Below are 14,986 nucleotides of genomic sequence, written 5' to 3' on the forward strand. Positions count from 1 at the left end.
CCGTCAGAACCTCGGCTTCTGCGCCCGCTTCGGCGGCTCGGGAGCCGGCGTGCGCACCGGCCAGTCCGCCCGCCACTCCGGCGCTCGTTCGATGAGCTCTTCGAGCTCCGCGGCGATCTGCTTGATCTGCTGGTGGAAGTCGAGATACGCCGGCGCGGTCTGGAAGTGCTCGAAGGGGAGGTTCCACTGCTGCAGATCCCGCAAGCGCCGTTCGTGGGCCCACGCCGGAAAGGTCCGGGAGTCGCAGAAGATCACCGGGTAGATCAACGGCTGCGCGCGGGCGGTCAGGGCTTCCCGTTCGGCCATGGAATGCCACTCCGCCAGGCACCATTCGTCCCGGAAGTACTTCGGCGAGCACACCGGGACCAGCACCCGGGTGCGCAGCAGCGCCGTGCGCACCTCCCCCGCCCAGCTCGCTCCGGTGCGGACCTGGTCGTCGCAGAAAATACGGACGTCGCGGTAGAAGTTGTTGTCGAGAACTTCGGCCAGCCGGGGGCGGAAATGGTTCTTCACCCATGCCGAAATGTCGCGGCCGGCGCGTTGGTAGCTGATGAACACGTCGTACTCGTACACGCGTGCCTTCGCTCCTTCGCCGCTCCCCGCCAGGCAACGGCCCATCCTAGGCCGGGTTTGCGCGACGAAGAAAGGCGGGAAACTGGACAGAACCATGCCAATACCTGGCCATCGGTGACCAATTCGACTCACTCGTCCGAAAAGCTTGACAAACGCAGACCCCGCGGATAGATGACAGGGCAGCTTTGCGAATGGCCGATCAGCGGAATCGGTTATTCACCGACTCGATGCGAAGGGGCGTCCATGCCCGACCGTGCCGCGCCCCGGGTGTTCGTCACCTACTCCCACGACACCCCGGCACACAAGGACCTCGTGCACCGCTTCGCCGCTTTCCTCCGCGTCGAGATCGGGTTGGACGTCCACCTCGATGCCTGGTACGACAACACGCGCCGGGACTGGTCGCTGTGGGCGACCGAGAACCTGGAGCGGGCGGACTTCATCATCGTCATCGCCTCCCCGGACTACAAACGCCGTGCCGACGGCACCGCGCTGCCCCACGAGGGGCGGGGCGCCCAGTTCGAGGCAGCGATCATCCGGAACAACCTCACCCGGGACCTGCGCCGCGAAACCGAACGGGTGCTGCCGGTCGTCCTGCCCGGCCGGTCGGTCGACGAAATCCCCGCCTTCCTCAACGCGCACTCGACGACCAGGTACCACGTCGACGAGTTCACCCCGGCCGGTGTGGCCGACCTGCTCGCCGCGATCACCGGGCAAGGCCAGTACCCGATGCCCCGGCGCGGGAAATGGCTCGGCGGTGCCCGTCAGGAGCAGCGGGTGCCCGCGGGTGAACTGCCGTGGCTGTGCGCCAGCCAGGGCGTGAAACGCGGCGCCGCGGACATCGACGGTGTCCGCTACGAGCAGAGCATCGTCCTGCGGCCGGCTTCGCCGACGGCCGCCGGACCGGGGTTCGTCGAACTGGATCTCGGTGGCAACTACCGGCGGTTCACCACCGTCGCCGGGGTGCTCGACGATGCCACCGACCCGTTCCAGGTCGGCCGGGTGCGGGTGGTGCTCGATGGCGCCCCGCGGTCCGAACACGACGTGGCGGCCGGGAAACCGGCCGCCATCGACCTCGACGTGACGGGTGCCCGTCTGCTGCGCCTGGAGCTGTCGCGGCCGGGGGCACCGGCGTCGCCGCTCGGGTCCGGGGCGCTCGTCGTCACCCGGCGGGGCGGGCGGCCGCCCGAACTCGGGCTAGGCGATCCGACCATGACCTGACGCTCGGCACGCCGCCAGATCCACCGCGCGCAGTGCCGCGCCCACACCGGCCAGTGCCACCGCGTTCATCGACAACGACGTCACACCCAGGCCCACCAAAGCCGGTGCCAGGGCAGGATCTGCCGCCGCTTCGCCGCAGACGCCCACCGGCTTGCCCGCTGCGGCACCGGCCGCTGCCACCATGCCCACCAACCGCAGCAGGGCCGGCTGGTCCGGGGCGTTCAGTGCCGCCACCGCGCCCAGCTGGCGGTCGGCCGCGAACACGTACTGGGCCAGGTCGTTCGTCCCCAGCGACACGAAGTCGACCTCGGCGAGAATTTCCGCAGCGCACAACGCCGCCGCCGGGATCTCGATCATCACGCCCACCCGGTCGGCGCCCGCCGCGCGGGCTCGGGCCGTGAACCAGGCCGCTTCCGCCGCCGTGGCCACCATCGGGGCCATCACCGACAGCTCCACGCCCGTGTCGGCGGCCGCCGCCACGATGGCGGCCAGCTGGCGGTCCAGCAGTTCCGGGCGGTTGAACGCCACGCGCAGGCCGCGGACGCCCAGTGCCGGGTTGGGTTCCTCGCCCATCGGCAGGAACTCGAGGGGCTTGTCCGAGCCCGCGTCCAGGGTCCGGACGACGACCGGCTTGCCCGCGAACGGGGCCAGCACCGCCGCGTACGCCGCCCGCTGCTCCGCCTCCGTCGGCTCGGAAGACGCTGACAGGTAACAGAATTCCGTGCGGAACAGCCCGATTCCCTCGGCGCCTGCCGCGGCCGCCGCCGTGGCGTCCGCGGCGGAGCCCACATTGGCCAGGAGCTTCACGCGGTGGCCGTCGGCGAGGCGGCCGACGCCGTCCCACGTCGGGCGGGACGTGCGGGCCGGTGCCCGGACCGTGCCGTCCGAGGGGGTCACCGTGCCCGCGGAGCCGTCGACCGCGAGTCCCGGGCTGTCCAGGTCCAGCACGCCGGCGCAGGCCACGACCGCGGGGATGCCCAGTGCCCGCGCCAGGATCGCGGTGTGGCTCGTCGGGCCGCCTTCGGCCGTCACCAATGCCAGGACCAGGTCGGGGTCGAGCCCGGCGGTGTCGGCCGGGGCGAGGTCGCGGGCCACCAGCACGCTCGGTGACGTCAGGTCCGGCACGCCCGGCGGGGCCACGCCCAGCAACGCCGCGACGATCCGGTCCCGGACGTCGGCGACGTCCCGGGCGCGCTCGGCCATGTAGCCGCCCGCGGCCTGCAGCGCCGTCATGAACTCCCCCGCCGCCTCCCACACCGCGCGCGGGGCGGGCAGCGCACGGTCCAGGACGAGCTTCTCCGCGGACGCCGTCAACGCCGGGTCGGCCGCCATCGCGGCCGTGGTCTCCAGCACCGACCGGGCATCTCCGGACACGGAACGGGCACGATCGGACAACGCGGCCGCCACCGAAGCCGCCGCCTGCCCGATCTTGCCCGCTTCGGCCGCGAGGTCCGCGGGAGGGGGCGAGGCGGCAGGTTCCGGCAGGTCAGCGGCCACGAGGACGCGGGGGCCAGCGGTGCGGCCAGGGCTGACTCCGACTCCGGACAACGGCATTGCAGGACCTCCGAGCGCCAAGGATCTCGTAACTGGGGATTGACAGTACGGTAACAACGGGCACAATCAAACGGCAACGGGCAAACATCGGAGAGGAACGGGCATGTACGCCGCCGAACGGCATCAGCTCCTGGCGCAACGCGCACGACGTGACGGCCGCGTCGACGTCGGCGACGTCGCCGCCGAACTCGGTGTCGCCCCCGAGACCATCCGCCGCGACCTCGGCGTCCTCGAACGCCAGGGCATCGTCCGCCGCGTCTACGGCGGTGCGGTCGCGGTCGAGCGGCTCGACTTCGAACCCGAAGTCGCGCAACGGGACCACACCAACGCCGCCGAGAAGGACGCGATCGCCCGGGCCGCGCTGGACCTGGTCCCCGACCGCGGCTCGATCCTGCTCGACGCGGGCACCACGACCAGCAGGCTCGCGACGCTGCTGCCCGCCGACCGCGAACTGACGGTGATCACCAACTCGATCCCGGTCGCCTCGATCCTCGCCACCCGCCCGGGCATCACGCTGCACATCCTCGGCGGCCGCGTCCGCGGGACGACGCTCGCCGCGGTCGAGGCCTGGACGCTGCACGCGCTCGACGGCCTGCTCGTCGACGTCGCCTTCCTCGGCGCCAACGGCTTTTCCGCCGAGCACGGCTGCACGACGCCGGACATGGCGGAGTCCGCCGTGAAGGCCGCCGTGGTCGCCGCCGCGCGCAAGCGGGTGCTGCTGGCCGACCACAGCAAGTACGGCACCGACCAGCTCAGCCGGTTCGCGCGGCTGAGCGAGATCGACGTCCTGGTCACCGACAGCGGCATCGACGCCGGCGTGGTGGCCGAACTCGAAGAAGCGGGCCCGGAGGTGGTGCTGGCGTGATCGTCACCGTGACCCCCAACCCGAGCCTCGACCGGACACTGCGGCTGGCCGACCTGCACCGCGGCGAAGTCAACCGCGCGGAAGCCGTCCGGCTCGACCCGGGCGGCAAGGGCGTGAACGTCGCCCGCGCGCTGGCCGCCGCCGGGACCCCGACCGTCGCGCTGCTGCCCGCCGGCGGCCCGGTCGGCGAGCGGCTGGCCGACCTGCTCGCGCCCGAAGGCGTCCCGGTCGTCGCGGTGCCGATCACCGGGTCGACCCGCAGCAACATCACGCTCGTCGAAGCCGACGGGACCACGACGAAGATCAACGAGCCGGGCCCGCGGATCTCCCCCGCCGAGCTCGCCACCCTCGAAGGCCGGGCCGTCGAGCTGGCCGCGCGCGGCGAGTGGCTGGTGTGCTGCGGCAGTCTCCCGGCCGGCGTGCCCGACGACTTCTACGCACGCCTGACGAAGCTGGCCCGCGAAGCCGGGGCGAAGGTCGCCGTCGACTCCTCCGGCGCACCGCTCGCCGCCGCCTGCGCCGGCGGCCCGGACCTGCTCAAACCGAACCTCGACGAGCTGATCGAGCTCGCCGGGCGCCCGCTGCCCCTGCTCGGCGACGTCGTCGCGTTCTGCCGGGAGCTGATCTCCGGCGGCGTCGGCCGCGTGCTGGTCAGCCTGGGCGCGCGCGGCGCGGTGCTCGTCGAGGAGACCGAGACCCATCACGCGCTCGGCCCGCTCGTGGCCGTGCGCAGCACCGTCGGCGCCGGAGACGCCGCACTCGCCGGGTTCCTCCACGCGGGAGGAACCGGCCCCCGAGCCCTGCGGACCGCAGTCGCCTACGGCACCGCCGCGGTCACGCAGGAGGGCAGCCGCATGCCCACGCCCGAGGACGTGCACCCCGAGCAGGTGCACGTGCTCGAAGCCGACCCCACCTTCACCCTCAGCGGAGCCGCCGCATGACCACCCCAGACCTGATCACCGCCGACCTGGTCGACCTCGGCCTGGACGCGACCGACAAGCACGGTGCCACCCGGGCGCTGGCCGAGCGGCTCGTCTCCGCCGGGCGGGTGACCGACCTCGACCTCTTCCTCAAGGACGTCGCCGCCCGCGAAGAGCAGATGGCCACCGGCCTCGAAGGCGGCATCGGCATCCCCCACTGCCGCTCGGCCGCGGTCACCGCACCGACGCTGGCGTTCGGCCGCAGCGACGCGGGCGTCGACTTCGGCGCGCCGGACGGCCCGGCGAAGCTGATCTTCCTCATCGCCGCGCCGGAAGGCGGCGGCAGCGAGCACCTGAAGGTGCTGGCCGCCCTCGCCCGGCGGCTGGTCCGGGCCGAGTTCAAGCAGAACCTGCTGGACGCCACCGACGCCGCGGCCGTCGCCGGCTACATCCGCCAGGAGGTGGCCTGACCATGAAGTTCGTCGCCATCACCGCCTGCCCCACCGGCATCGCCCACACCTACATGGCGGCCGAGTCGCTGGAGCAGACCGCCAAGGCCAACGGCGACGAGATCGTCGTCGAGACGCAGGGTTCGGCCGGGTCCGAGCCGCTGTCGGCCGAGGACATCGCGAGCGCGGACGCCGTCATCTTCGCCGCGGACCTCGCGGTGCAGGGCCGGGAGCGCTTCGCCGGCAAGCCGATCGTCGAGGCGCCGGTCAAGGCCGCGATCAACGACGCGGCCGGGTTGTTCGAGCGCGCGAAGGCCGCGGCCAGGGAGCCCGCCCCCGCCACGCCGGCCGCCGCCCCGGAGCTGACCTCGAAGGTCGGGGCGAACGACAAGGCGGGCACCAAGGTCCGCCAGTGGCTGATGACCGGCGTCAGCTACCTCATCCCGTTCGTCGCCGCGGGCGGCCTGCTCATCGCGTTGAGCTTCGCCTTGGGTGGCTATCAGATCGTCGACGCGCCGAAGGTCACCGAACACTTCGACGCGGGTTCGGTCGCCGGCTGGGCCGCGCTGATGTTCCAGATCGGCAGTGCCGCCTTCGACTTCCTGGTGCCGGTGCTGGCCGGGTTCATCGCGTTCGCGATGGCCGACCGCCCGGCGATCGCCCCCGGTTTCGTGGGTGGCGCGATCGCCGTCACGGTCGGGGCGGGCTTCCTCGGCGGCCTCGTCGCCGGGCTCCTGGCCGGTGGCGTCGTGCTGGCGCTGAAGAAGATCCAGGTGCCGAAGGCGATGCGCGGGATCATGCCGGTGGTGGTCTACCCGCTGCTCGGGTCCATTGTGGTCGGTGTACTGATGTACGTGGTGGTCGGCAAGCCGATCGCGGCGGCGACGTCGGGGCTGACCGGCTGGCTCAACAGCCTCAGCGGCGCCAGCGCGCTGCTGCTGGGCGCGCTGCTCGGCCTGATGATGGCCTTCGACATGGGCGGCCCGGTCAACAAGGCGGCGTACGCCTTCGCGGTCGGCGGCCTGACGACCGGCGCGACGGCGTCGCTGCAGATCATGGCCGCGGTGATGGCGGCGGGCATGGTGCCGCCGCTGGCGCTCGCGCTGGCGTCGACGGTCCGCAAGAAGCTGTTCACCGAGGCGGAGCGTGAAAACGGCCGCGCGGCCTGGCTGCTCGGCGCGTCGTTCATCACCGAGGGCGCGATCCCGTTCGCCGCGGCGGACCCGTTCCGCGTGATCCCGTCGATCATGCTCGGCTCGGCGGTCACCGGCTCGCTGTCGATGGCGTTCGGCGCCACGCTGCGCGCCCCGCACGGCGGGATCTTCGTGCTCCCGCTGATCGGCAGCCCGCTGATGTTCCTGGTGGCGCTGATCGCCGGGACGCTGGTCGCCGCCGGGTCGGTGATCGCGCTCAAGCAGGTGCGCTTCCGGGCGGCCGAACGCTCGGCCGCCGTGTCCGGTCAGCCCGTCAACGCGTGAAGGAGTCCACTGTGTACCAACGCCGTACGCTCGTCGCCAGCAGTGTGGGGCTGCACGCCCGCCCGGCGGGCCTGGTCGCGAAGTCCGCGGCCGGCCAGCCCGCGAAGGTTCGCATCGCGAAGATCACCGAAGGCGTCGCGGGCGACCCGGTCGACGCGGCCAGCGTCCTGGGCCTCATGACCCTGGGCGCGGGGTTCGGGGACGAGGTGGAGCTGTCCGCCGAGGGTGACCACGCCCAGGCGTCGGTCGACGCGCTGGCGGACCTGATCGCGCAGGACCTGGACGCGTAACGCAAGCAGGTCAGGCCCCGGTGGCGCGGGTCGCCACCGGGGCAGCTTCCCCCGATCGGCAGAAGCGCCTGCCATGCCGCGTGGTGTCCACTACGCCGGTGAACGCGTCCCGGGAAATGGTCACCTCGCTGCGCCGTGCCTGCCGCTACGCCGAAGCGGAAATGACCATCGAAAAACTGCTCGACGGAGCCGCCGCGCACATCGAACTGGGCCGGCTCGCGTTCGAGCGGGGACGTGCGGAAATCGCGCTCGGGCACTTCGGCCGCGCGACGGAACTGGCCCCGCTCGACGAAGAAGCGCAGGCGTGGCGAGTGGCGGCGCTGAGCAGATTGCGGCGGTACGCCGACGCCCGGGCCGCCGCGGACGCCGTCCTCGGGGAAAATCCGCAGGCGCACCTGGTGCGGATCGCACGGGCCCGGGTGACCAGCGACGAAACCGACCATGAGCAGCACCTGCTCGATGAGTGCGAGACGGTCCTCCGGCACGACCCCGGTCACCTGGAGGCGCTGGAAAGCCGCATCAAGGCCCTCGGGTGGCTGGGCCGCGCCGAGCAGGCGACCGCCGCGGCCGAGGAAGCGGTGCGGCACCATCCCGAAGCTGCGGAACTGTTCGTGGCGTGGGGATTCGGCCTCGCCAAGGCGGGCCGGTTCACGGCGGCGGTCGAAAAATACGACCGTGCGACGGATCTGCGGCCCGAGTACGTCGAAGCGCACTACCTGAAGATCGAGGCCCTGACCGACGCATACTGTCTCGACGAAGCGATCGGCCACGCCGAAATGGCGGTGCGGAAGCTGCCCGAGGCAAGCCGCCTCTACCGCGCTTGGGGAATCGCGCTCCAGGACTGCCAGGACCTCACCGGCGCGCTGGAGAAGTTCGATCAGGCCATTTCCCTCGACCAGCACCTCGCCATCAACTACCAGTGGCGAGCGGACACCTTGGCGAGGCTCGACCGGAACGCCGACGCGCACGCGACCCTGCGGACCGCGCTCGACGTCTGCTCCGACACCGTCGCCCTGCTGATCGAACAGGTGTGGCGCTACCGCGATTCCGGCGAGATCGACACTGCGATCGCCGTGGCCGAGAAAGTCGCTGCGCTCGCTCCGGCGCAGCCTTCCGCTCTGCGCTGCCTCGTCTGGTCCTTCAGAGAGGCCCGCCGGTTCTCCGCTGCGGAATCCGCTGCCCGCGCCGCGCTGCTCGTGTGCCCCGATGACGCCGACCTCCACCGCGAACTCGGCTGGGTGTTCGCGGATCAGGATCGCGACGAGGAGGCACTGGCCTCGTTCCGCCGGGCGGCCGAACTGGCTCCCGGGGAGGCTCTGCACACGGCGAACGTCAGCCGGGCCCTGCGCTGGCTCTACCGCCATGACGAAGCCGAGGGTCTGCTCGCGGAAGCCCGCGCGAGGCTTCCCGAAAGTCCGCGCGTCGTCGAACAGCAGGCCCTGCTGAGCGAAGATGTCGGCGCCATCGAAGCAGGGCTGGAGCTCTACGTGGCGATCAACCGCCGCTGGCCGCGGTTCACCGGCGCGTGGATCGGGCGCGTCCGGTTGCTCGCCCGGCGCAACCGCCACGCGGAAGCCGGCGAGGTCGCCAGGGCGGCGGTGCGGCTCAACCCGTTCACCGTCGAACTTCGCCCCCGCATGGCCGCGCTCCACCTGGAAACGGGCGACGAAACCGCCGCCGTCGCCGTCCTCCGGGAAGCCTGCGCAGCCGTGCCCGCGCGGCGAAAGCTCGCGCTGGACCTGACCTGGTACCTCCGGCACGCCGGCCAGTACGAACAGGCCCGCGAGATCCTCTGGGACCTGCCCGACGAACCCGATGTCCTCAAACGCCGCATCGGCTTGCTCCGCGACACCCGGGAACACCAGCGGGCCATCGCCATCGCGCTGAACGCCGCCGAACGCTTCCCGGACGACCTCCCGTTCCGGCGCGCGGTCGCCGACATCCGTGTCCAGCTCGGTGACCGCGAACAGGCACTGGCGGACTACGACGCGGTCCTGGCGCAGCACCCGACCGACAGTGCCGCGCTGCGCGGAAAGGTGGGCTGCCTGCGGGTTCTGCGCCGGTACGACGAGGCGGTGCGCATCCTCGTCGAGGAGATCGCGCGCCGCCCGAACTACCCGGAGTTCCACGTCGAGCTGGCCTGGACGTACGCCTGGATGGAACGCCGCGCCGACGGTATCGCCGTCTACGAGAAGGCCATCGAACTCGATCCGCAGAACGGCTGGGTGCGGGCGAACCACGCCAACGCGCTGTGGCGGTCCGGGCGGCACGAAGACGCGGAAGCCGCGCTGGTCACCGCGCTCGACCTCCTGCCCGACCACGCCGGGCTGATGCTGGAGATGGGCCGCCTCTGCGACGTGCGGAACCGGCACGAAGAAGCCCTCACCTGGTTCGACCGGACCCTGGCCCGGCTTCCCCGGTCGAACTTGGCGCTGATCGCGAAGTCCGCGGCTCTGCGTTCACTGGGCAGGTTCGGCGATGCCGAGCGCCTTCTCTCCTCGCGGCTGGAACGCCCGGACGTCACCGCCGGTGTCATGATCGAGTGGGGCTGGGTGCTCCGCGACCGGGGCGAGCTCGCCCGGGCTCGGCAGGCGTTCGAGCGTGCCCTCACCCTGGCCGTGGGCAAGGACGGCCGCGCCGACGCCCTGCACTGCCTGGGCTGGACCGCCTACAGCGGGGGCGACTTCGAACAGGCCGAAAGCCGGTTCCGGGCGGCGATCGCCGAGGACCACCGATCGAACGAAGCCATGGTCGGGCTGGCCTGGACGCTCGTCCACGACGGCGAACCGAACGACGAGGAGGAAGCGGAACGGCTCTGCCTCGACGTGCTCGAGGACGACCCGCGCCGCCACCTCGCGCACACCTGCCTCGGCGTGCTCTACGCCCGGCAGGGCAACCTGCCCCAGGCCGAGTACCACCTCCGCCGGTCCATCGAGATCGACCCGTACGGCGGCAGCTACGTCGACCTGGGCGCGCTCTTCGCACAGATGGGCCGCTTCGAAGAAGCCGAGGCCCTGCTGCTCAAGGCCTTGGAGCGCAACTGGTACGACAGCCAGGCGCACATCGAGCTCGGCGCCCTGCACCTGCAGCGTGACCTCGACGGCACCGACGACCCGGCCGAAGCCCGCCGGGCCGCGCGGCACTTCCGGCAGGCGCTGGTCATCGAACCGACCCGGGGTGCCGCCGCCATCGGGTTGTCGCTGGCCCTGATCAAGTCCCCCGGTGACCTGCTCGCGGCGGAACGCGTGCTGCGGGAGGCACTCCGGCGCCAGGACTGCGACCAGCCGCGCTGGCAGCTGCTGGTCGCCCTCGCGCGGCTGCTCATCGGGCGCGGCGACGAGACCCAGCGTCGTGACCTGCACCTCGAAGCGCTGAGCACCGCCCGCCAGGCGATCGAGCTGGCCGCCAACCAGCCGGATCCCCACTACGTGGCCGGCGTCGCGGCGTACAAGGCAGGCGAAAGCGGCCCGCAGGCCCAGGCCCGGCCGTTCTACCGGCGGCGGGCACTGCACCACTTCCGCCGCTGCCTGCACCACGATCCCGAGCACATCGAGGCCCGGCGTGTGATGGCGCTCGCCGAGGAAAGTCTCGCGATCACCAGGAACAGCCTCGCCGGGAGCGCGACGATGATCGTGGTGGCCGGCGCCCTCCTCGTCACGCTCTGGCTGGGCTTCTTCCTCACCGACAAGGTCACGACCGTCGTGATCAGCACTCTGACCCCGATCCTGGTGGGCCTGGTGGCACTCGGCTTCGTCCTGCCGTTCCTGGTCCGGCTCAAACTGCCGGGCGGGGTAGAGGCCGACCTGTCGGCCAGCCTGAACCAGGTTTCCTCGGGTCCGACCGGCGAGGTGAGCATCGGGCCCGGGCGTCTGGTCGGCAGCAGCTCCGAGAGCTCGGCGATGTGGTCTCCGCTCGGCACCGGCCCACGAGGCGAACTTCCTCGCCTGGGCTAGGGATTCAGGCCGGGCCGAGCAGGGCGATCGACGCGCGCACCGCGACCTCGGTGACGTCCCCGGCCCGGCCGCCGTCCTCGACGGTTGTCGCGATCAGCTCGCGCAGCCCGCCCAGCAACATGATCGACAGCTGGCGGGACGGCGGGGTGATGCCCGCCGCGCGCATCTCCGGGGTGTCCGTCAGGCGCTGCGTCATCGCGATGAAGCCCTCCATCGCGTCGCGCTGCAGGTCGCGCGCCGGGACGCCCAGGGCCGGGGCGTCGCGGATCCAGCTCAGCGTGATCGCGGGCTCGGATTCCGCGCAGGCGATCCAGGCCTCGATCGCCTGGCGGACCTGGACCGACCACGGCGCCTTGGGGTCGACCGCGTCGGAGATCTGCTGGATCATCGACCGGTTCGCCTCGGCCAGGAGCGCGATCAGGCACTCCTCGCGGCTGGAGAAGTGCTCGTAGAACGTCCGGCGGGACGTGCGGGCGCGGCGGACGATCTCGGCCACCGTCGTGTCGCGGAAGCCGACGGAGGTGATGGACTCGGCCAGCCCGTCCAGGAGGCGCTGCCGGTGCCGGCGGGTGTCGACGTCCACGGAAGTCACGCTATACCCCTCCTCTTGAAACCAGATGGTACACCGGCGTACCGTACCGACGGTACGTTCGCGTACCACCTTTCGGGAGGGGTCGATGACGACCATGACAAGCCCCGCGACGCTGCCACCGGGGCCCACCGCGCCACGCGCCGTCCAGGGCGTCTACGCGCTGACCCAGCCGCTGCGCGGCATGCGGCGGCTCAAAGAGCGCTACGGCGACGCCTTCACCGTCAACGTGCCGATCTTCGGCAACGCCGTGGTGATCAGCGACCCCGCCGAGATCAAGCAGCTGTTCACCTCCGGGCCCGACCTCGTCGACAACCTCGAGGTCAACCTCGGGCGCGTGCTCGGGTCCCGGTCGATGTTCGCGCTCTCCGGTGACGAGCACAAACGGCAGCGCAAGCTGCTCGTCCCGCCCTTCCACGGCCGCCGGCTGGCCACCTACGAGCGGATCGTCGAAGAGGAAACCGTCCGCGAACTGGCGAGCTGGCCCGAAGACAAGGCCTTCGCCACGCTGCCGTCGATGATGCGGATCACCCTCAACGCCATCCTCCGCGCGGTGTTCGGCGCCGAAGGGGCCGAGTTCGCCGAACTGCGCGCGCTGCTGCCGCCGTTCGTCACCCTCGGCTCGCGGCTGGCCGTCGCGCCGATCTCCAAGAAGGGCCGCTTCAACCCGTGGCGCCGCTTCGAACGCCTGCGCCGCGAGTACGACGCCATCGTCGACCGGCTCATCGCCAAGGCCCGCGCCGAACCCAAGGACGACGTCCTGTCGATGATGCTGCAGACCCGCTACGACGACGGGTCCGGGCTCAGCCGCGAAGACATCTCCGACCAGCTCCTCACCCTGCTCACCGCCGGGCACGAGACCACGGCGACCACGCTGGCCTGGGCCGTCGAACGCCTTCGCCGGCACCCGGAACTGCTGGCGGAACTCCGCACAGACGACAAGCTCCTCGACGCCACCATCCTCGAGGTCCAGCGCACCCGCCCGGTCATCGACCTGACCGCGCGGCAGGTCAAGCAGGACGGCTTCCGGCTCGGCCGGTGGACGCTGCCGAAGGGGTACGCGGTGCTCGTCAGCATCGCGCTGATCCACGACGACGACGCCGTCTTCCCGCACGCGGCCACCTTCGACCCGCACCGCTTCGCCGGCGCGCGACCCGATCTCTACCAGTGGATCCCGTTCGGCGGCGGCACCCGCCGCTGCCTCGGCGCCGCCTTCGCGACCATGGAGATGACCGTCGTGCTGCGGACCCTGCTGCGGGACTTCACGCTGGTACCGACGTCCGCGCCCGGCGAACGCTGGCACTCGCGGGGCGTCGCCTACGCCCCCGCCAAGGGCGGCCGCGCGGTCGTGCGCCGCCGCAGCACCACCGGAGGAGAGCAGTGACCGAACAGATCGCCGACGTCGGCCGCGGGATTTCCCTGGCCTACGAACGGATCGGGGACGCCGGCGCCGAGCCGCTGGTGCTCGTCGCCGGGCTCGGCCAGCAGCTGCACAGCTGGCCGGACGCCTTCTGCGCGGAGCTGGCCGGACGCGGGTACGAGGTCATCCGGTTCGACAACCGCGACGCCGGGCGCTCGACGCACCCGCGCTTCCGGCCGCCGAGCCTGCCGGGCATGCTCGCGGGCCGGTTCCCCGCGCAGCAGTACGACCTCACGGACATGGCCGCCGACACCGCCGGCCTGTTCGACGCCCTCGACCTGGAGACCGCGCACATCGCGGGCGTCTCCATGGGCGGCATGATCTCCCAGACCACCGCGGCGCTGTACCCGGCGCGGATCCGGACCCTGACGTCGATCATGTCGACGACCGGGTCGCGCCTGCTCGGCCGGCCCGCGCTCTCGACGTTGCGGATGATGGGCGCGAAGCCGCCGAAGTCCCGCGACGAGGCCGTCGAGAACGCCGTGCGGATGTTCCGCCACATCGGCTCGCACGGCTTCCCGTTCGACGAGGCCGGGGTGCGCGAGCGAGCCGGGACGGGCTGGGACCGCGACCCGACGTCCGGCGGCGTGGGCCGTCAGCTCGCCGCGATCATGAAGTCCGGCAACCGGACGCCGCTGCTGCGGAAGATCACCGCGCCGACGCTGGTGATCCACGGCGACCGCGACCGGATGGTGCACCCGACCGGCGGCGCCGCGACGGCGCGGGCCATCCGCGGCGCCCGCCTCGAGACCGTCCGCGGCATGGGTCACGACCTGCCCGAAGGCGCGTGGCCGACGATCCTCGACCTGATCGACCGGCACGCGAGGAGCAGCGATGTCCCGGCCTCGTAGCCTCGGCGGCCGCCCGGTGGTGATCACCGGCGCGGCGTCCGGCATCGGCCGCGCGCTGGCCACCCGGCTGTCCCGGCTCGGTTCGCCGGTCGCCCTCGCCGATGTCGACGAAGACGGCCTCAAGGCCACCGCGGCGGCGCTCCACGGCCGCGTCTTCACCCGCGTCCTCGACGTCCGCGACGCCGAAGACCAGCTGCGGTTCGCCGCGGAGGTGAAGGACTGGCTCCCCGCGCCGCTGGCGGCGGTGTTCAACAACGCCGGCGTCGCGGTGACGTCCAGCGTGCTCGACGCGGTGCCCGAGGACGACGACTGGCTGCACGACATCAACTTCCGCGGCGTCGTGCACGGGACGCGCGCGTTCCTGCCGATCCTCGTCGAGCAGGGCGAAGGCGCGATCGTGAACACCTCCAGCGTGTACGGCCTGCTCGGGGTGCCGTACCAGAGCGCCTACTGCGCGGCGAAGTTCGCCGTCCGCGGCTTCACCGAGTCGCTGCGGCAGGAGCTGCACGGCACCGCCGTCCGCGCGATCACCGTGCACCCGGGTGGCATCACGACGAACATCGCGCGCAACGCCCGGGTGCGCCGCGACCCCCAAGGGCTCGGCCGGACCAAGGAACAGATGGCCGCCCAGTTCGAGGCGATGACGATGACGTCGCCGGACAAGGCGGCGGCGATCATCCACACCGGTGTCGACCGCGGGAAGGCCCGCATCCTGGTCGGCCCGGACGCCTACGTGTTCGACGCGCTCACCCGGATCACCCCCACCCACTACAACGCCGTGCTGACACGCGTGCTGCAGCGCACCCGGCGGACGAAGGCGGTTTGA

Annotated in this window: 13 protein-coding genes; 10 read left to right on the forward strand and 3 right to left on the reverse strand. The window is 71.9% G+C overall.

The genetic code is table 11. The features are described from left to right. Positions 1-3 precede the first annotated feature (3 nt). The gene (locus BLW76_RS27010; protein ID WP_091312292.1) at positions 4-573 is read right to left on the reverse strand and encodes a TIR domain-containing protein; all 570 of its coding nucleotides are present in this window, start codon (positions 571-573) and stop codon (positions 4-6) included. A gap of 243 nt (positions 574-816) precedes the next feature. On the opposite strand from BLW76_RS27010, the gene BLW76_RS27015 reads away from it, so the two are divergent. After that, positions 817-1,791: an SEFIR domain-containing protein gene (locus BLW76_RS27015; RefSeq protein WP_091312295.1), complete on the forward strand. Its 975-nt coding sequence runs from the start codon at positions 817-819 to the stop codon at positions 1,789-1,791. Here BLW76_RS27015 and BLW76_RS27020 read toward each other — a convergent pair. Further along, entirely contained in the window at positions 1,768-3,345 is a 1,578-nt protein-coding gene (locus BLW76_RS27020) for a putative PEP-binding protein (RefSeq protein WP_091312298.1), read from the reverse strand. The genes BLW76_RS27015 and BLW76_RS27020 overlap by 24 nt on opposite strands. A gap of 103 nt (positions 3,346-3,448) precedes the next feature. Here BLW76_RS27020 and BLW76_RS27025 point away from each other — a divergent pair, with 103 nt between their 5' ends. From BLW76_RS27025 to BLW76_RS27050, 6 genes are all read left to right on the forward strand, one after another. Next, positions 3,449-4,210 carry a DeoR/GlpR family DNA-binding transcription regulator gene (locus tag BLW76_RS27025; protein ID WP_091312301.1) on the forward strand — a complete coding sequence of 254 codons (762 nt, stop codon included), beginning with the start codon at positions 3,449-3,451 and terminating at the stop codon, positions 4,208-4,210. Then, complete coding sequence (gene pfkB, locus BLW76_RS27030) at positions 4,207-5,151, forward strand: 1-phosphofructokinase (protein ID WP_091312303.1); 945 nt, start codon at positions 4,207-4,209, stop codon at positions 5,149-5,151. Before BLW76_RS27025 ends, pfkB begins: the two co-directional genes overlap by 4 nt. Continuing rightward, positions 5,148-5,600 (forward strand): PTS sugar transporter subunit IIA, encoded by a 453-nt coding sequence (locus tag BLW76_RS27035; RefSeq protein ID WP_091312307.1) that lies wholly within the window; start codon positions 5,148-5,150, stop codon positions 5,598-5,600. Before pfkB ends, BLW76_RS27035 begins: the two co-directional genes overlap by 4 nt. Positions 5,601-5,602: 2 nt before the next feature. After that, on the forward strand, positions 5,603-7,057 hold the full coding sequence (locus BLW76_RS27040) for a PTS fructose transporter subunit IIC (protein WP_091312309.1): 1,455 nt from the start codon (positions 5,603-5,605) through the stop codon (positions 7,055-7,057). Between the two features lie 11 nt (positions 7,058-7,068). Next, complete coding sequence (locus BLW76_RS27045; RefSeq protein ID WP_091312313.1) at positions 7,069-7,347, forward strand: HPr family phosphocarrier protein; 279 nt, start codon at positions 7,069-7,071, stop codon at positions 7,345-7,347. Positions 7,348-7,445: 98 nt separating this feature from the next. Next, the gene (locus BLW76_RS27050) at positions 7,446-11,300 is read left to right on the forward strand and encodes a tetratricopeptide repeat protein (protein ID WP_143060688.1); all 3,855 of its coding nucleotides are present in this window, start codon (positions 7,446-7,448) and stop codon (positions 11,298-11,300) included. Positions 11,301-11,304: 4 nt separating this feature from the next. Here BLW76_RS27050 and BLW76_RS27055 read toward each other — a convergent pair whose 3' ends face one another. Further along, positions 11,305-11,892, reverse strand: coding sequence for a TetR/AcrR family transcriptional regulator (locus tag BLW76_RS27055; protein WP_091312319.1), 588 nt, complete (start codon positions 11,890-11,892; stop codon positions 11,305-11,307). Positions 11,893-11,977: 85 nt separating this feature from the next. Here BLW76_RS27055 and BLW76_RS27060 point away from each other — a divergent pair, with 85 nt between their 5' ends. The 3 genes from BLW76_RS27060 to BLW76_RS27070 are packed head-to-tail and all read left to right on the forward strand — an operon-like array spanning position 11,978 to position 14,986. Then, positions 11,978-13,273, forward strand: coding sequence for a cytochrome P450 (locus BLW76_RS27060; protein ID WP_091312321.1), 1,296 nt, complete (start codon positions 11,978-11,980; stop codon positions 13,271-13,273). Then, positions 13,270-14,160: an alpha/beta fold hydrolase gene (locus BLW76_RS27065; RefSeq protein ID WP_091312324.1), complete on the forward strand. Its 891-nt coding sequence runs from the start codon at positions 13,270-13,272 to the stop codon at positions 14,158-14,160. Before BLW76_RS27060 ends, BLW76_RS27065 begins: the two co-directional genes overlap by 4 nt. Beyond that, a complete protein-coding gene (locus tag BLW76_RS27070) occupies positions 14,144-14,986 on the forward strand; it encodes an SDR family NAD(P)-dependent oxidoreductase (RefSeq protein WP_091312327.1) in 843 nt (280 codons plus the stop codon). The genes BLW76_RS27065 and BLW76_RS27070 overlap by 17 nt, the downstream gene beginning before the upstream one ends.

The organism is Amycolatopsis tolypomycina (assembly GCF_900105945.1).
In the GTDB taxonomy this organism is placed as follows: domain Bacteria; phylum Actinomycetota; class Actinomycetes; order Mycobacteriales; family Pseudonocardiaceae; genus Amycolatopsis; species Amycolatopsis tolypomycina.